Origin of the sequence: Proteiniclasticum sp. (genome assembly GCF_032054185.1) — a bacterium.
Classification (GTDB): domain Bacteria; phylum Bacillota; class Clostridia; order Clostridiales; family Clostridiaceae; genus Proteiniclasticum.
In genome coordinates this window covers 107760-124149 of record NZ_DAMBTF010000010.1, presented here as the reverse complement: position 1 = coordinate 124149, position 16390 = coordinate 107760, and the positions used below count along the sequence as shown (strand labels likewise).

16 protein-coding genes are annotated in these 16390 nt (G+C 39.3%); 2 read left to right on the top strand and 14 right to left on the bottom strand.

Annotation, left to right across the window (positions count from 1 at the left end; all coding sequences use genetic code 11):
* Nucleotides 1-1123 precede the first annotated feature (1123 nt).
* The 7 genes from RTX25_RS07750 to rlmD form a co-directional block, all read right to left on the bottom strand.
* Entirely contained in the window at nucleotides 1124-1351 is a 228-nt protein-coding gene (locus tag RTX25_RS07750) for a hypothetical protein (protein WP_312652421.1), read from the bottom strand.
* Between the two features lie 21 nt (nucleotides 1352-1372).
* Nucleotides 1373-1894, bottom strand: coding sequence for a hypothetical protein (locus RTX25_RS07745; protein ID WP_312652419.1), 522 nt, complete (start codon nucleotides 1892-1894; stop codon nucleotides 1373-1375).
* Between the two features lie 19 nt (nucleotides 1895-1913).
* A complete protein-coding gene (locus tag RTX25_RS07740) occupies nucleotides 1914-2249 on the bottom strand; it encodes a hypothetical protein (protein WP_312652416.1) in 336 nt (111 codons plus the stop codon).
* A 49-nt stretch (nucleotides 2250-2298) separates the two neighbouring features.
* Nucleotides 2299-2709, bottom strand: a complete 411-nt coding sequence (locus tag RTX25_RS07735; protein WP_312652414.1) for a hypothetical protein — start codon at nucleotides 2707-2709, stop codon at nucleotides 2299-2301.
* Nucleotides 2710-2975: 266 nt separating this feature from the next.
* Nucleotides 2976-5276 carry a M56 family metallopeptidase gene (locus RTX25_RS07730; RefSeq protein ID WP_312652412.1) on the bottom strand — a complete coding sequence of 767 codons (2301 nt, stop codon included), beginning with the start codon at nucleotides 5274-5276 and terminating at the stop codon, nucleotides 2976-2978.
* 2 nt (nucleotides 5277-5278) lie between these two features.
* Nucleotides 5279-5641: a BlaI/MecI/CopY family transcriptional regulator gene (locus RTX25_RS07725; RefSeq protein ID WP_312652410.1), complete on the bottom strand. Its 363-nt coding sequence runs from the start codon at nucleotides 5639-5641 to the stop codon at nucleotides 5279-5281.
* Between the two features lie 409 nt (nucleotides 5642-6050).
* The gene (gene rlmD / locus RTX25_RS07720; protein ID WP_312652408.1) at nucleotides 6051-7421 is read right to left on the bottom strand and encodes a 23S rRNA (uracil(1939)-C(5))-methyltransferase RlmD; all 1371 of its coding nucleotides are present in this window, start codon (nucleotides 7419-7421) and stop codon (nucleotides 6051-6053) included.
* A 258-nt stretch (nucleotides 7422-7679) separates the two neighbouring features.
* Between rlmD and RTX25_RS07715 the strand changes: the two genes are divergently transcribed.
* Nucleotides 7680-8438 (top strand): TSUP family transporter, encoded by a 759-nt coding sequence (locus tag RTX25_RS07715; RefSeq protein ID WP_312652406.1) that lies wholly within the window; start codon nucleotides 7680-7682, stop codon nucleotides 8436-8438.
* Between the two features lie 132 nt (nucleotides 8439-8570).
* Here RTX25_RS07715 and RTX25_RS07710 read toward each other — a convergent pair whose 3' ends face one another.
* From RTX25_RS07710 to RTX25_RS07700, 3 genes are all read right to left on the bottom strand, one after another.
* Nucleotides 8571-9092: a histidine phosphatase family protein gene (locus tag RTX25_RS07710; protein WP_312652404.1), complete on the bottom strand. Its 522-nt coding sequence runs from the start codon at nucleotides 9090-9092 to the stop codon at nucleotides 8571-8573.
* A 95-nt stretch (nucleotides 9093-9187) separates the two neighbouring features.
* A complete protein-coding gene (gene fsa, locus RTX25_RS07705; protein ID WP_312652402.1) occupies nucleotides 9188-9832 on the bottom strand; it encodes a fructose-6-phosphate aldolase in 645 nt (214 codons plus the stop codon).
* A 106-nt stretch (nucleotides 9833-9938) separates the two neighbouring features.
* Complete coding sequence (locus RTX25_RS07700; RefSeq protein ID WP_312652400.1) at nucleotides 9939-10658, bottom strand: copper homeostasis protein CutC; 720 nt, start codon at nucleotides 10656-10658, stop codon at nucleotides 9939-9941.
* A 310-nt stretch (nucleotides 10659-10968) separates the two neighbouring features.
* On the opposite strand from RTX25_RS07700, the gene RTX25_RS07695 reads away from it, so the two are divergent.
* A complete protein-coding gene (locus tag RTX25_RS07695; RefSeq protein ID WP_312652398.1) occupies nucleotides 10969-11379 on the top strand; it encodes an Hsp20/alpha crystallin family protein in 411 nt (136 codons plus the stop codon).
* A 218-nt stretch (nucleotides 11380-11597) separates the two neighbouring features.
* Here the strand turns inward: RTX25_RS07695 and RTX25_RS07690 are convergent, their stop codons facing one another.
* The 4 genes from RTX25_RS07690 to RTX25_RS07675 all read right to left on the bottom strand — a co-directional run bounded on the left by RTX25_RS07690 (nucleotide 11598) and on the right by RTX25_RS07675 (nucleotide 16302).
* A complete protein-coding gene (locus RTX25_RS07690) occupies nucleotides 11598-13250 on the bottom strand; it encodes an SH3 domain-containing protein (RefSeq protein ID WP_312652396.1) in 1653 nt (550 codons plus the stop codon).
* A 327-nt stretch (nucleotides 13251-13577) separates the two neighbouring features.
* Entirely contained in the window at nucleotides 13578-14378 is an 801-nt protein-coding gene (locus RTX25_RS07685; protein ID WP_312652394.1) for a CpsB/CapC family capsule biosynthesis tyrosine phosphatase, read from the bottom strand.
* A gap of 74 nt (nucleotides 14379-14452) precedes the next feature.
* Nucleotides 14453-15160, bottom strand: coding sequence for a CpsD/CapB family tyrosine-protein kinase (locus RTX25_RS07680; protein WP_312652392.1), 708 nt, complete (start codon nucleotides 15158-15160; stop codon nucleotides 14453-14455).
* 128 nt (nucleotides 15161-15288) lie between these two features.
* The gene (locus RTX25_RS07675; RefSeq protein ID WP_312652390.1) at nucleotides 15289-16302 is read right to left on the bottom strand and encodes a LacI family DNA-binding transcriptional regulator; all 1014 of its coding nucleotides are present in this window, start codon (nucleotides 16300-16302) and stop codon (nucleotides 15289-15291) included.
* Nucleotides 16303-16390: the final 88 nt, after the last annotated feature.

Below are 16390 nucleotides of genomic sequence, written 5' to 3'. Positions count from 1 at the left end.
TTTGCGGACACTGGACACCGTCAGTTTTCAGACATTTAAATTCAGCATTAACAATACACCTTTTTTATCTTCCAACTAAATATTAAAAAAAGACTGTTTTTATTATTAACTATTTCACTTTTCACTTAAATTCACCTCTTTTTTAATATAGTTCAATATTGAACCATATTAACATACTTACTTCTCTTTTTCAATACAAATTCCACTAGTACTATGTCTATTATTAAATAAAAAACCTTGTAGCTCTGTATTTTTCATAAAGAACTCAACACTAGAATTTTCTTTACTTTTTGTTTAAGGCATAAAAAAAGCGAGTTCATTTGGTCCATGGTTGACCTAAACTTCGCCTCTTTACTTTCTATATTAAATTTTAGAATGATTTTCTTAATAATTAAATGGAATGGTCCTATTTCAATTATTAATATAATTAATTTTTCATCATATTTACTAAATATTATCCTATAATTACCAACTCTAAGTCTATAATTGCAATTATCACCTTGTAACCTTTTCACATCTCCAAATGGTAATTCATTTATTGCTTTTATTATTCTTAATTGATTATCCTTTCTTTGTGGACATGTTCTCACAAACAGAAAACCATTGAATGTCATCTACGCAGCCAATAGCTTAAACTATTGGTATTACTAAGTTCTACTGCTTTTCTAGCCTAACGATACTCTCAACGTGGCTCGACCGTATGTTTTTAATTACAACAAACGCACATTTTCAACCTATCGGTTCGGTAGATGCAGTCGACAAATTTTACCTGTTTGGTAGAAATGTTCTACAAATTGGAGTTTATTTGTTTCTCAACCTTCGCCTTTTTAAAAGCCAAGAAAAAATATAGGCTATAGCAGTAAAGAAAATAACAACAATTAATTGCATAGGTATTGATATTCTCCAAAATATAGAACTTTCAGGTACAGTTAATAAATCTGGCATAACCAATATGCTATATATTATTGACAACCCCGTAGAAATAATTGGAGAAATCCAGAGTGCTTTCCTTTTTAGAAAAAACATCAATAGAACTGATGCCACCGGAAAGGTAAAAAAAACTAAAACTTGCCACAAATCCATAAATACCTCCTGTGTATTAAAATCTTAACCAAATTGGAATTTACCGCCCGAATGTCGTATTTTCATATACTGTTATACCAAGAATCTTTATTTCAATCCCTGTATCGTAACCATCTACTCCTCTGAGCGCATGATAATCTGTTATGCTGTACAAGACTGCTTGATATTTAACAGTTCCACCGTCTTTATAGCGTAACGGAATTGGGAACAGCAAAATCAAAGCTATAATAATAATAATGGTGATTCTGATTATCTTTTTCTTCATCATCTTCTTACCTCAAATTCATGTTTATCTCTCTATGCCTAATGTATCGTAATACTCCTCAGAATACGGGATCGTTGAATAGTCAAAATCTGCTTGTATAATTTTCACATATTGATAAGCATTTGACTGGGCTTCAATTCCAAATTCCTTACGCAAGGTATTCAGTGCAGCATCTCGTGCTAGCCAATCATTTTCTTCTTCTGATTTCAGCATCTCTGAAAACTGTGCTTCGTCAATGTAGCAAATTTGCTCTAACGTACTGGCACCTTTGCAAAAAAGCACGAGTGATAAAAACTCCTGAAAGTTATGTGCAATAGGTTCAACATAGTGTTCATCGCAGGGCATAGGGCTAACGGCAAATACCATACTAGAGCTAATTGATGGAACAAAACAAAAATGTATCCCGTCAACACCTACCCAACCAATAACTTCTGCACCAACCGGGGTACAGAAATATGCCACATCACTACCGTTCCATCCTAAGCCTAGCGCATCCATTGATGATGAAAAAGCACGGAAACGATGAAATAGATCATTATTTGTCATTTTATTAACCTCACTAAATTTAGATTCCATAATGAATTATATATTTTTCATTTTCTCTTGCTTGATTAGCTAATCCTATCAAATGGGTATATTCCTTTTTATTTTGAGACAACATAATACTTATAAAGATATCCATTGATTTAGGCGGTATAAGTGTAATACCACAATAGGCAAGACCCCTTTCTTCTCTTTGCAGAGTATGCCAATAGCAATCTACCCCCTGCAAATTCACCATAATGGGTTCAATAAAATCATCATCAACTGCAATACAATTATATTTTTGAGGTTCATAAGTATCATAATGTTCGTAAAATGATGGTTCTTTTTGCATAATTCCAAACTCATGTTTAGGCATTGTCGGTACACCTCTTCAAATTCCTGCTAATTTATTACATTTAACTACTTTATTGATTTCGTCTCCACAGCTTATTATTTAAATTTATAGCATCATCTGTGATAACAATTTTTAGCTCAAAAGCATGTCTATATTTTTCATCTGCAAATTGGGGATCAATACTATAAAAAACAAAGTCTTCCTCACCTTTGCCAAGAATATCAAATACAAAAACATCAGTATCACCTTCTGCATAGCTATTTGATAATAAAACTATTTTTTCTCCTCTTAATCTGCTTTCATATCCATAAGGCTTATATTTATTGGAAGGTCTAGTGGCATAAACCGTTATTTGACCTGTTTCTTCTGAATATGATGCATTCAAGTATGTTACTTCCTTATTGCTGTTTTTATTTACGATTATTGAGATAATAATCAAAGTAGCAAAAAGCAAAATTAATACCCATAACTTTTTCTTCACGTTAATCACCTTTCTAATAATCCGTACTCTTACACAGGTAAATTATATTACTTAACCTTAAATTGGAATTTATCGTCTCCATAGTTCATTATTTAAATTAACCACCTCGTCTGTTATAACAATTCTAAGTTGCCTGGCAGCCTTCTATTTATCATTTGGGGCTTGATGATCAATACTATAAAAAGTTAACTCAACATTACCATTGCCGAGAATATCAAAAGTAAATGAATCTTTTCAACTCTTTATCTCTTCAGCATAGTGTTTGTCTACTTTTTTATAAAAGAATCTTTATTGAACACATAATGTTCTGGCTTGTTTGGCTCAAAGTACACTTCAAATAGCTTTTTATCTTTATCTTGCAAAATTACCGATTTTGCACCGATCGATTTATTAATATCAGAAACAACTACTTTCCCTTCTTTCAGCATGTATATTCTTGTTTCAGGAATTGTACCTGTTGTTGCTACAACTTCGTTCTTACCATCGCTGTCCAAGTCAATTTCAATTGTGCTTCCATCTACCTGAATAATCGCCTCTTCCAGTTTTTCCTCAACAAACCAATAAAATGCCTGTGCATAATTGGCACCCAATATTCCATAAATCTTTACAGCCTTCTTTCCAAATACCTGAATCTCTTCAATTCCCATTAAATCTTCTGGTGTGTTCACCATTGACACCTGACCTATATAATAAGATTTACCATTCAAATTAATTCCGCCTTTAAATTCACCATTTTCATTATCCTTAAATATAAAAGCGCTAAGTTCTTTATCGATAATTTTTTCTTCAATAATTCTAATATTATTCGATTGCAAACTTTTAATTTTTAAATTACCTATTTCAGAGAATTTTAATGGGTATGTATTATTTTCTTTTTCAAATAATATCCATTTATTTTTTAATAACACAACAAGGCCATCATCATAATAAGCGTATTTTGAACCTATTGAACCAAAGTTTGATTGCCCTTCTTCGTTTGGTTTTTTTGACTGGTCAACCGAAGAGCTGATTTCTCCAATAATTGCATTATTATTAATTTCAACAGACACATGTTTACCAGTATCTAGATATAACTTATTATTGACCATAATCATCGGCCTTCTATCGGATAGGCTTTGAGAAACCTCAGTATTAATAGACTCTAAATTTGAATACCCATATAATATTCCGCCATTATATTCAAGAGTAAAACCATCTTTAATAACATCAAAATATTCAATATCAATTCCAAAAGAAAATTTCGAATTAGGCCCATACCCCCTCTGTCCTACAACAACGTCTATTTTATTATTTTTCTTATCATATATATTAAATGCATTTGACGGATGATAAGTTGCGATAGTACCATCTTCATTAAAAGTACTATGATATAAAAATTCCCCACTATCATAATTAATAAATTGTCTTGCATCAAAATTGAAATAAATATCATTTCCTCGATGCATAACATTCTCTAACAAAATTTCTACTTTGCCCACTTCTCCTATCTCTTTATTCAAATTTATTACTTCATCTTCATTTTTTGGAATCCATGTTGGTTCTATATAGACTGTGAAAGAAATAGGTTTCTGAATTTCATAGATTGCATAACCATCTCTATTAATAATATTATTAAATATTGCCTCTTCACTTAATGGATTTGCGAGTAATGCAATTCCTACAATAATTACAGCTATAATTGATACGACGACAATCCAAAACCTTGGTTTTTTGTAATTTAACACGTTTTTAATCCTCCCTCTTACATTCCCCTCGCCAAATGCAAGAGGACTTCCATTAAAAATGTGTTTTCCGGTAGCAAGCGACAATAACGAATTAGCATAAGGCTTTTTAATATCTTCATTGCTCATCTGTTTCAGTACTCTTTCGTCACAGGATAGCTCCATATCCGTACTCATTAACATAAACGCAACCCACACAAGTGGATTAAACCAGTGGATGGACAGCGTCAAGAAAGCTAACACCTTAATAATGTGATCCTTTCGATGGATATGGGTCTGTTCATGCAGCAAAATATAGCTTCTTTCGGTGGCATTAAGTCCAACTGGTAAATATATCTTGGGGTTTATTAATCCAAGAACAAATGGCGTTTTCAAATTCTTAGCTTCGAAGATATTCTGTTCTTTTAATTGCGCGCTTTTAAGCTGTCTTCTTAAGATTAAAATAGATACAAGGCTATAAACAAGCAATGCTATTATACCTAAAACCCAGATGTATGCTCCTATTTCCATGTATATCTGAAGTGGATTTGCACTTGCTCCAGCAGTCGGTGCGGGAAGGGATTGACTTACAAATGAATCAACTACTTCTATCCCACTATTAATCTTCGGACTTTGCTGATAGATGATATCATAGGGAATTGGTACAGCATTTCCATTCCGTGGCATAAGACTAAATATGCTTTCAAAGGAGAATGGCATTATCAGACGAAAAGCAACCACACCCCATAAGGCATAGCTGATGACTTTTGGAGCTTTTTTAAGTAGTAGCCTGATTAGTATTACAAAGAGGATTACATAACTTGCCGTAAGGCTCATATTTAAAACAGAAAGAAATAGTTCGCTCATTGCTACACCTCCTTGTGCTCATCAATCAATCTTTTCAACTCTTCGGCTTGATGATTACTTAATTTTTTACCACTTATAAAAGATGTTAGAAATTTCGGCAGTGACCCTCCAAAGGTATCCTCAACAAAACGTATACTTTGATTTGCGTAATATTCATCCTTTGAAATTAGAGATGAAACCAGTGCATTTTCATTTTGAAAAATACCTTTTTCACATAACTTTTTAAGTACTGTATATGTTGTGGACTTTTTCCAATTCATTTCTTTTTCACTTAGCTTCACAAGGTCACCGGAACCAATCGGCTCGTTCTGCCAGATTAATTCTGCAAACTTTTCTTCAGTTTCTGCAAGTTTATAATACTTCATGATAAACCTCCTTGGTCTATTCAATATCGACTTTATATTATAAGTCTATACTGAATAAACCAAACTGTCAATGACGATTTCTTTTAAAAAATGTAACAAGATTTAAGATTATAAAAACCGCCAACCAAGAGGGCTTATCTCCAGATTGACGGCCTGATATACTTCAACTTCAATTCCCTATTTAAACCTCACACCAATATTGCTTTCAAATAATGTCTGCTTTCCTATAGTTATTTTATTTTATAATTTTTTATCATAAGGTGATTTTGCATCATTTTGAAAGCTATATCTGAAAAATCACCTTCTGCATCAGTATTTTTCGCTGAAAAAGGGGTCTAAAATCGTGCGTTTTTAACCCCTTTTTTTGCTCATTTTTCACCCCCAAGCCACTACATGTAGTGGTCAAACTCTACTTTTCGTCTTTCAAACCACTACGCTGCATCAGAATCACGCACTCAACGTGCGGAGTATTTGGAAAAAGATCGACAATCTTTGATTTGATGACAGTATATCCCTGTTCAATCAGATATCTTAGGTCAATCACCAGCGTCTTCGGATTACATGAGACATATAGAATTTCCTTTGCACTAAAGTCTTTGACATACTCCAGAGCTTTAGGGTGTACACCGCTTCTAGGGGGATCAAGTATGATCAGTTCAGGGCTTCCCTGAAGCTTTGCAATGACATCCTTGACATCTCCTGCGATAAAGTGGACATGACTCAGTTCATTGATTGCAGCATTTTCGTTTGCGGCGACAACTGCTTCCTCAATGATTTCGACCCCTGTCACTTTATCCGCTTTGTCGGAAACAATCTGGCCGATGGTTCCGGTGCCGCAGTAAAGGTCAAAGATTTCATTTTTCTTCTCACCGATCAGATTCTTCACCTCATGATAGAGAACTTCTGCTCCCTTTGTATTGGTCTGGAAGAATGAGAACGGGGAAATCTTGAAAGTGAGTCCATGGATCTTCTCATAGATGTAGTCCCGTCCGAAGAGAATGTTCAGCTTCTCCGGAACCACTGCATCGGAGAGGGAATCACTTTCCGTATGGAGAATGGACATCAGTCCGTAATCAAGTTCAAGCGCAAGCAGACCATCACGGAACTCATCCAGATTGAAATCAATCTGAGTGGTCGTGACAAGGTTCACCATGATTTCTTTTGTATTGATTCCTCTTCTCAGGATAAAGTTTCTAAGATATCCCGTCTGTCTCATGACTCGATAGTATGGCAGATTCTTTTCTCTGAAATAGTTTATGGTATATTCATGGATCTTTCTGAAATCATCATGAACCAGAAGGCACTGGTTGGTATTGATGACTGAGTTCTTCATTCCACGAAGGTGCATACCCAGATTAAGCTCTCCATCCTTTACCTCGTCTCCGAAGGTGAACTCCATTTTGTTCCGATATTCGTACTGGTCATCATCACCTGTGAATCCCAGATATTCTCCCATGGAAAGATCATTCTGCATGAAGAGCTTTCTGACTTCCTCTTCCTTGAACTTTCTCTGGATGTCCATCGGCACATGCTGGCTGATACAGCCTCCGCACTTTCCGTAGTGGATACAAGGTGCAGAAATAGCATATGGTGCACTTTCGACTACACCGATAAATCTGCCCTTGGCTCTATCTCCCCTTATCTGATGTGCTCTTGCAGAAACTGTTTCTCCCACAAATGCACCTTTTATTTTCACTTTCTTGCCATCAAGCATCCCTATACCTGTAGCCGGAAAGCTATGGTCTTCAATTTTAACCTCTATGACTTCATTTCTTTTCAAATCCAATCAACTCCTTCTAGTATGATAACAGAAAATGACAGATAGTTGAATGGAATTATTATTTAGCTCAATATACTTTATCCATAAACATCCCCTTCTTCGTATACCCTGATTTTATCTGTATCAGAATTCATAATTCTTGTTTCCATTTCCACTTCCACAGATTCTATCCTGTGCTATAATTAATAGCGTTATGCTTCCTGTAAACATTTAGATGGATGCATGACGGCAATTATAATATCAGTAAAGAGGATGATTATGGATTTAAAACTTATTTTTCTTTGTCTTGCCGGTTTTGTCGGCGCATTTGTAGACTCCGTTGCAGGGGGCGGTGGCCTTGTCACCATACCTGCATATCTTCTTGCCGGTATTCCACCTCATTTCACCCTGGGCACCAATAAGTTCGCGGCCACCATGGGTTCATTTATCTCAACAACGGGATATGCCCGATCGAGCAAAGTGAACTTTAGGCTGCTTCGCATGGCTGTGCCCATGACCGCTCTTGGTGCAGTGCTTGGTGTATATTCCGTACTGAAGATCCCGCAGGATTTTCTTTACCCGTTAGTCAGTGTAGCCATTCTTGTTGTAGGGCTCTATACCTTCTCCAAGAAGGATCTTGGTAAGGTCAATTCGTTCACTGTCATCACCACAAAGAAAGTCATCTTTGTTTCACTGGTCGGATTTGCACTGGGCTTCTATGATGGATTCTTCGGACCTGGAACAGGATCGTTCCTCATATTCATCTTCATCAAGTTCCTGAAATTCGATTTTACCAACGCTTCAGGAAATGCCAAGCTCATCAACTTCACTTCCAATTTCACATCCCTCATTGCATTTGCCATCAACGGCAAGATCGACTATCTCATCGGAGTACCCATAGCTGTCTTCATGGTCCTGGGCTCACTTGTAGGGACCAAGCTTGCCATTAGAAACGGAGCAAAGTTCATCAAGCCCATTTTTCTCATCATGTCCTTTGTGGTCTTCACAAAACTGGTCTATGATATGTTTCTCAAGTAGAACATCGTAAAAGGAAATATGGTTTTAAGACGAAGATCAGAGAGTGTGAACTCATGAAAAAATGCCCATATAAAGAAACCTGCGTAAGTGCGCAGGTTTCTTTGACTTCATGGACTTTAAGCGTGATCGATATTAATCCGTTTCTTCCTGATCTTCATCAATTCTTTCCATTTCCTTCGGTTCAAGATACCAGTCAAAATCGATTTCCTTATTCTTTATACCATCCTGGCTCACACTTTCTATGGTGAATGATGCTGCAGCACCTTTCTTGAACGGAATGCTTTTCTTCGACAGCTCATAGGACCAGTCGCCAAGATAAGGCTGGTGACCTACAACGAAAATCGTTCTGTCCTCTTCTGCGAGATTCACCATAGTGAGAAACTCATCGTAGCTGCCTTCTGCAACAAAGTCGTAGTACCTGATCTCATCAATTCCCAGACTGTCCGATAGTATCTCCGCAGTTTCCTTTGCCCTTAATAAGGGACTTGTCCAGATCTCGGCATTATCAGGATACTGAAGCTTTGACTTCAGATTAGGCAGTCTTCCTGTCAGTTTTTCAATTCCTTCTTTCGTCAGTTTCCGGTTGAAGTCTGTTCCATCCTCAGAATTTTGTTCTGCTATGCCGTGTCTTAGTAAAATCAGCTGTATACTCATTTCATACCTCCTCTGTCTGTTGCAATATATTTTGATGTTATGGAAAAGGCAAGAATATCCCTATTGGTATACTCCTGCCCTATGTTTCTTTAAAGTTACTTCTTTGTGCTTTCCCAGTCTTTAAGGAACTTTTCTATTCCCTGATCAGTGAGCGGGTGAACCAGTGAATCCATGATCACCTTAAAAGGTATCGTTGCAATGTCCGCACCTGCCATTGCCGCCTGAGTCAGGTGGTTTCTGTTTCTGATGGAAGCCGCAATGACTTCAGCACGGATACCATATGTCTTGAAGATATACATGATTTCTTCAATAAGCTCCATACCGTCAAGCCCGATATCATCCAGTCTGCCCACAAATGGAGAGACATAGGATGCACCGGCTTTAGCTGCTGCAAGCGCCTGTGTTGCCGAGAAGACCAGTGTCACATTGACATGCACACCTTTCTTACTGAGCTTTGAAGTCGCCTTCAACCCTTCTGCAGTCATAGGTACCTTGATGACGATATTTTCATGAATCTTGATGAGCTCTTCCGCTTCTCTTAGCATACCTTCAGCATCGACTGATACCACTTCAGCACTGATGGGTCCATCAACGATATCCGTGATTTCTTTGATGACTTCTTCAAATATTCTTCCTTCTTTTGCTATGAGCGATGGATTCGTGGTCACGCCATCGATGATGCCAAGCTCCGCAGCCTTTCTGATTTCTTCCACATTTGCTGTATCGATAAAATACTTCATTGATTCTTATCCTCCTGATTTCTACGTTTCTGTTTATTGATTGCTCTTTTATATATACTTATATTCTAGCACAAAATGCTCGGATTATTTGTTTGATCAGGCACTTCTAAATGACGACTCGATGATTTTTATAGAGCGCGGCGATCTGCCTAACTTCTTCGGGGGAGACTGGCAGTTCGCTTTTACCGGTTCTCACTCCGGTACCCACATGGATATCATAATCCTTCAGACCATCCTCTTCATTTTCAAAAACGAAGTCGACTTCATTCTGTATGGCGCTGATGTTTCCTGCATGGATCCCACTTGCGATGATGAGGGTGAGATCTTCCGATTCTCTTATAAGCTCCTTGATTTTAAAGAGATTATCCTCCGCCTTTCCTGGTCCTCCCGAAGTCAGAACATGGGTGATCCTTTTATTGGAGGTAAGAAGCTGCAGTGAAGCACTGAGATCAGAGCTTTCATCGATCGCTCTGTGAAAAGTCGCGGTAAGATTTGTGTCGTCGAGAATGTAGCTGATGTCATCCATATTGGGCAGTCCCTGATAATCAAGTACTCCAAGGACCACATGTTTCACCCCCAGCTCATTGAACATTCTGGCATCTTCCTTCATGATCTCGATCTCTTCTCTTGAATACTGAAAGGAGGTGCTATGGGGTCTGATCATCACATTGACAGGAATCGTAACGGAACAGATCACCTGCTTTACCAGTCCGTAGCTTGGCGTTAAACCGCCCTCGGACAGCGCTGAAACAAGCTCTATTCTTTCTCCACCATTTTTCTCGATGGTCACTGCATCCATAAGTGTCGTAGCGATTATTTCAAGCAATTCCCTGCACCTCCATTTCTGTATTCCGGATAAAAATATGCTCCTTATAAAGTATAACCCAGATTTGTTAATGCAGGTCTGTCTTATTGGTAAACAATTTATGACTAAACTTAAATATGGTGAATCTGCCACCAGTAGACCTTTAAGGGTTATAGAGGTTCACAGTCTTCTACCGCATCCACTATGCGTGGAATTCCTCTTTGAAGCTTCGCTTTGATCGGAAATGAGATTTTTACCTCCCTCATGGTTCGCGATACAATAAAACCATACAGAACATGGCGTGGTGAAAGAAACCTAAGGAGGTTTAATGATGAGAAACAGATTTTCAAATAAGGGCATGATGCCTTTTGAGGAATTCATGACCGGTCTGAACTGGGACTATCCTGAAATGCCCAAACGTAAGCTCATAAAAGTGGACATCACAGAGAATGATAAAAACTATGTGCTCCTTGCAGATCTCCCCGGTTTTAAAAAAGAAGAAATCAGCGTTCAATACGAGGATAAGAACCTTACAATTTCAGCCAGGCGCGAGACAGAGCATGACGAGCAGAACGAAAAATATCTGATTCAGGAGAGGACTACAGACACAGTTTACAGGCGGTTCTATATCGACGGAATCGACGATGAGCATGCTGATGTTTCCTACATCGATGGAGTACTGAAAATCGTCCTCCCAAAACTCAGCACCTCAAATGAAGGTAAAAAGTTCGATATCAGATAAGCAGACACTATGTACTGAGAGTGAGAAGCAGATGATCAGTCTGCTTCTCACTCTCCTTTCTTTATACAGATTTTTAGCGTAATGAGCATCTTCTTCAGATTTCATAAATATGCTGGAAGGTCCCACAGTGAAGTGCAATCACTATGGGACCTTTGATATTCTCTATAAAAACACGAAATCCCATCGATCACTTCTCTTTCAAGTGACTTCTGATTCCTTTAATAATTCGGATGAACACAGTTATAGTATTCGTCAAGTGTCAGACCGCTTGCAGTGATTTTCATGGCTAGATCAGCTCCGACATATCTGTAATGCCAGGGTTCAAAAATGTAACCTGTTATGGCTTCCTTGCCCTTAGGGTATCTCAGGATAAAGCCATGCTTTGGAGCATTGGCTGCAAGCCACTTCCCTTCCTTTGTCTCGGCAAATACTGCCTGAGTCCATTTGGACGAGTCTGTTCCACCGATATCGAAGGTCATTCCTGTCTGATGTTCGCTATGGCCTGCCCTTGCGGAATAGGTTTCTGCAACATTCACACCGTCCTGCTTCGCATAACTGCTAAAGAGGCTTCCCTGATAGGCATAAGATCTATATCCCGAGAATAGATTAAGCTTTATCCCTGAGCTGGCTGCTTCCTGATTCATTCTGCCAAAAGCCGCTCTTGCTTCAGGGTTTTCTCCTGGATTGAACCCATCCGGAAGCTTTAAACCTTTATTCACCACGATGATGCCATCAGCAGTGTAGACTGTGTTCCCCACAAGGTATTTTCCTGATGCGTATCCCGTCTGTCCGTTATAGGTTACCTTGTGCCACCCGTTTTCCACGCCAAGACTTGTGAGGTGCACCCCCTTTGGCAAGGTAAGAATCAGTCCATATGCTGCTGAAGGACCTGTTCTCATATTGAGTGTCGTGGTGGTGTAGTAGATTGTAGTCTGTGTCAGCACCCCTTTATTATCCAGTGCTGGCGCTACAGGTTCCGGTAGTGGAACCGGCTGAGGTACAGGTGCCGGAGCAGGTGTACTCTCAGCAGGTGCTGGGGGCTCTACAATCACAGGAGGAGTCACCGGTTCGGTGGCTACAGGTGCTTCCGGTGCAGCAGGAACAGATGTTTCCACTACCTTTACGAATTTGTTGCTGGCATATCCTATTTTTCCGTTATAGCTGACTTTGTACCATCCTTCTTCTCCAAGATAGGTCAGCTCGGCTCCTTTAGGAAGAACCTGAACAATACTGAATTCTTTGGTAGGACCTGATCTCATGTTGAGTGTACCCGTTGTGTAGTACTTCTTAGCACTGACAGCACCAAAAGAAGGCGGCGGATTCTGTACAGGCGCCGGGGTTTCTGCAGGTGCTGGCGTCACAGCCGGTACTGTCTGCACGACATTTGAATACTTACCTGAGACATACCCTCTTCTGCCTGCGTAGGTAATCTCAAACCATCCGTTCTTCTGGCTGTGATAAACAGCAGCCGTCTGAGCGGGGATGCTTCCGATTCTCTTATATCCGACTCCTGGACCGGATCTGATGTTCAGTGCACTTGTTGTTTTGACCATATTTTCAGTGGAAGCTGTTCCCCCTGATGTCGCAGCAGTTCCCGCCTCTTTTCGGACAAATTCACTGCTGACATACCCATTCTTTCCCCCATAGGTGACCTGGTACCAGCTGCCCTTTGAAGCGATATAGGTGATCTGTTTCCCCTTAGGTATGGTAAGCAGTATACGGTTTGATGTTCCCGCATCCGTCCTCATATTGAGATTTGATGTTGTCTTGTAGATCAGATCATCCGCATAAGCGGTCTGTATTCGGCCAAGTCCTGCAATGAGGATCAGTGCCGGAATCACAGCTTTCATTTTTTTATTCCTTAAGATCATATTCCCCTCCTAATATACACGATTCATATTCCATTATATTATAATGACTGATATTTATGAATAGAATATCAGAATTATTAATTCTATTTATTATTACGTTATTTAATCGTATATCATTACTCAGTGTTATATATAATATTGAATTTATATATCTCAATCTTAAGTTCTTGTCCATTCTTCAACCTCTCCTGATATCCTGGGAATCACTCTGGATGGAAAATGCGGCAAAAAAATGAGCCCCATCAAAGTGATGGAACTCATTGCTATCTTTAATATTTACTGTCTGCTTGGCTTAGTGCGGTTCATATTCCGGATATTCTCCATACTTTAAAACCTGAACAGATCAAGTATGCTCTTCTTTCTTCTTTTCTTCTTTTTGACCCTTACCATATCTGCCCATGGTTTACTTGGAAGTACCTGTATTTCTTCCCCTTTAATGAGCTTAGGACCGTTTTCCATGATGTTTTCGTAAAGCTCCGGATTCAGTTCTTTCACCGTTTCATAGGCATGCCTGATTCTCATATCACGGCTTTTGTCTTTATGTCCGTCAGATCCGATGGCATGGAACATATTTCTCTCGATAAGTTTTCTTGCAAAAGTTTCAGTCTTCTCTCCAAACTGACCAAGAAGACTTCCTGCATTAAGCTGAAAGAAGACACCAAGATCATGAAGATGATAAAGCACCTCAGGATCCTCTCTCAGGGCCTTATTTCTTTCCGGATGCGCAAGAATCACCTGATAACCGAGCTTCTTCAGTTTGTAGAAGAGGCCTTCCGCATACTGCGGATAATCCAGAAGATTGTATTCGATAAGCAGCGTCTTCGATCCGTTATACCCAAAAAGCTTTCCGCTTTCAAGCTCTTCCATAATCCCTTCACTGATCATGATTTCCACCGAAGGAATGATTTCTATCCTGTCTTCAAATTTTCTTTTGAGAAAGTCGAATTTCTCGTTATATTCTGTCCTGCTGTTCATGGCATGCTCGTACATCCCCGGATTATGATGAGGCGTCATAGCGAGAATCTTTACCCCTTCGCTAATGGACTGCTCTATCATCTTTATCGACATTTCAAGGTTTTCACTGCCATCATCCACACCAAACAAGATGTGAGAATGAAAATCAACCATCTCTCTTAAATCCTCCATAAATCATGCTGTCAAATAGAAGAAGCTGTGAATAATTCATCAGCTTCTCATTAACTTTATTTTCTCGTTCTTTTAGCTGTTCTAGGTGCGGGCTTCTTCTCTTCGTAGGAATAGTAATAGTAGTAGCTGTTGTCATCAATTGGAATCTGACTGAGTACTACACCAAGGATATTTCCTTTGACTTTTTCCAGAAGATCCTTTGCCTGCATGATTTCATCTTTCTTGGTTACTCCATGCTGAGCGACAATGATTGTCCCGTCAGAAATGGTTGTCAGAACCTGCGCATCTGTTACGGCAAGCAGCGGTGGTGTATCCAGAATGATGGTATCATACCTTTCCCGGAAGAGCTCAATCAGCTTCTGATTCTTTCTGCTTCCAAGAAGTTCTGACGGATTTGGGGGAATTGCACCGCTTGTAATAATATCAAGGCCCGGTGTGACGTCTCTATGGACAATCTCATCAAGCTGGCTGTGATCCAGAATGATGTTCACGATCCCTTCTGAATTCGGAAGCTTGAACTTCTTGTGCACCGTCGGTCTTCTAAGATCTGCATCAACAAGAAGTACCCTGTTGCCGTTTTCGGCAAAGGTGATCGCCATGTTGCAGGCTACTGTCGACTTTCCTTCTCCAGGTCTTGAAGAGGTCACCGTAATGACTTTCATTTCCTTGTCGTAGGATGAGAACTGCACATTGGTCCTTAAAGTTCTGTACGCCTCTGCTGCCACTGATTTATTATCGGTCAAAGTCACTAAATTATTCTTCATCAATTCCTCCAAAAGCCTATACTGGGATTTTCATCAAAATATAATTCCATCGAATATTATAACATGATAAACCCCTTTATGTTCCATAAATTTATAATTACTCTTATATCTTCGGGGATTAATTATTGCTATATCCCTTGAGGCGTAGAAGTAGACCCTCTCACGATAAGATCGGTATCTACGGAAACCGTCATTTTAATGTCCCTGCCTGACTCGATTTTCTTGATGAGCTCCTCCACAAGAATCGCCCCCACTTCATTGCAGTGCTGAGTGATGGTCGTGATCTTCGGTGAAGATATGGTACTGAAGATGGTGTCGTCAAATCCTATGATGGAAAGATCATGAGGCACGTCGATGCCGTTTTCCTTCGCCCAGTTCATGACACCGAAGGCCATGAGATCATTCCCGCATACGACTGCCGTTGTGCCTTCCTTCAGTCCATGATCTTTCAGATAGTGATAAGCGCCCTCGACGTTGAATGTGGTGGTTGCGACATAATCCTCTCTGAAGGGCACACCATAGGCTTCCAGTGCATCCCTATAGCCTGAAAGTCTTTCTTCTCCGAAATTCAGAGTCGTCTCTCCCTTAATGTACATGATGCTTCTGTGACCAAGATCCAGAAGATGTTTCACGCCCTCATACATGCCCATATAGTTATTCACTTCGACTTTCACGGAATAGTCCTTGTAGTTTGTGCTTTTATTGAGCACAGCAAACGGAATGGTGATGTTCAGGTGTTCTTCCAGCTTCATATTTCTTTCCAGAGAAGCGATGATGATGATTCCATCCACCTGCTGCTTCATGAGTTTCGTGATCTGGCTGATTTCTTTTTCAATTTTATCGTCTGTGTTGCACAGGAAAAGACTATATCCCTTCTTTTGCGCCATATCTTCGGCGCCTCTTGAAATGTCTGTATAATAGGCATTTTTGATATCAGGAATAATCAGTCCCAGTGTCTTTGTGTTTTTGGTCTTCATGCTCTGAGCAAGAGAATTCATTCGATATCCCTGCTCCTTGATTGCCTTAAGCACACGCCGCTTTGTCTCTTCCCCGATATCATCGTCTTTTCCGTTAACGATTTTGGATACCGTAGCAATGGAAACATGACAAAGTTCAGCTATGTGTTTCATGGTAACTGCCATTATGCTCAACTTCCTTTTAGAGTCTGTTCAATTTTTGTAACACGCAACATATTCAATTATAGTACAGAACCGAAAAATATTGTACAAA

What these genes read in the sequence shown, in the direction of transcription:
- RTX25_RS07750 (WP_312652421.1), bottom strand. Translation starts at nt 1,351, where the DNA reads ATGATGAAGAAAAAGATAATCAGAATCACCATTATTATTATTATAGCT.
- RTX25_RS07745 (WP_312652419.1), bottom strand. Translation starts at nt 1,894, where the DNA reads ATGACAAATAATGATCTATTTCATCGTTTCCGTGCTTTTTCATCATCA.
- RTX25_RS07740 (WP_312652416.1), bottom strand. Translation starts at nt 2,249, where the DNA reads ATGCCTAAACATGAGTTTGGAATTATGCAAAAAGAACCATCATTTTAC.
- RTX25_RS07730 (WP_312652412.1), bottom strand. Translation starts at nt 5,276, where the DNA reads ATGAGCGAACTATTTCTTTCTGTTTTAAATATGAGCCTTACGGCAAGT.
- RTX25_RS07725 (WP_312652410.1), bottom strand. Translation starts at nt 5,641, where the DNA reads ATGAAGTATTATAAACTTGCAGAAACTGAAGAAAAGTTTGCAGAATTA.
- RTX25_RS07715 (WP_312652406.1), top strand. Translation starts at nt 7,680, where the DNA reads ATGGATTTAAAACTTATTTTTCTTTGTCTTGCCGGTTTTGTCGGCGCA.
- RTX25_RS07710 (WP_312652404.1), bottom strand. Translation starts at nt 9,092, where the DNA reads ATGAGTATACAGCTGATTTTACTAAGACACGGCATAGCAGAACAAAAT.
- fsa (WP_312652402.1), bottom strand. Translation starts at nt 9,832, where the DNA reads ATGAAGTATTTTATCGATACAGCAAATGTGGAAGAAATCAGAAAGGCT.
- RTX25_RS07695 (WP_312652398.1), top strand. Translation starts at nt 10,969, where the DNA reads ATGAGAAACAGATTTTCAAATAAGGGCATGATGCCTTTTGAGGAATTC.
- RTX25_RS07690 (WP_312652396.1), bottom strand. Translation starts at nt 13,250, where the DNA reads ATGATCTTAAGGAATAAAAAAATGAAAGCTGTGATTCCGGCACTGATC.
- RTX25_RS07685 (WP_312652394.1), bottom strand. Translation starts at nt 14,378, where the DNA reads ATGGTTGATTTTCATTCTCACATCTTGTTTGGTGTGGATGATGGCAGT.
- RTX25_RS07680 (WP_312652392.1), bottom strand. Translation starts at nt 15,160, where the DNA reads ATGAAGAATAATTTAGTGACTTTGACCGATAATAAATCAGTGGCAGCA.
- RTX25_RS07675 (WP_312652390.1), bottom strand. Translation starts at nt 16,302, where the DNA reads ATGGCAGTTACCATGAAACACATAGCTGAACTTTGTCATGTTTCCATT.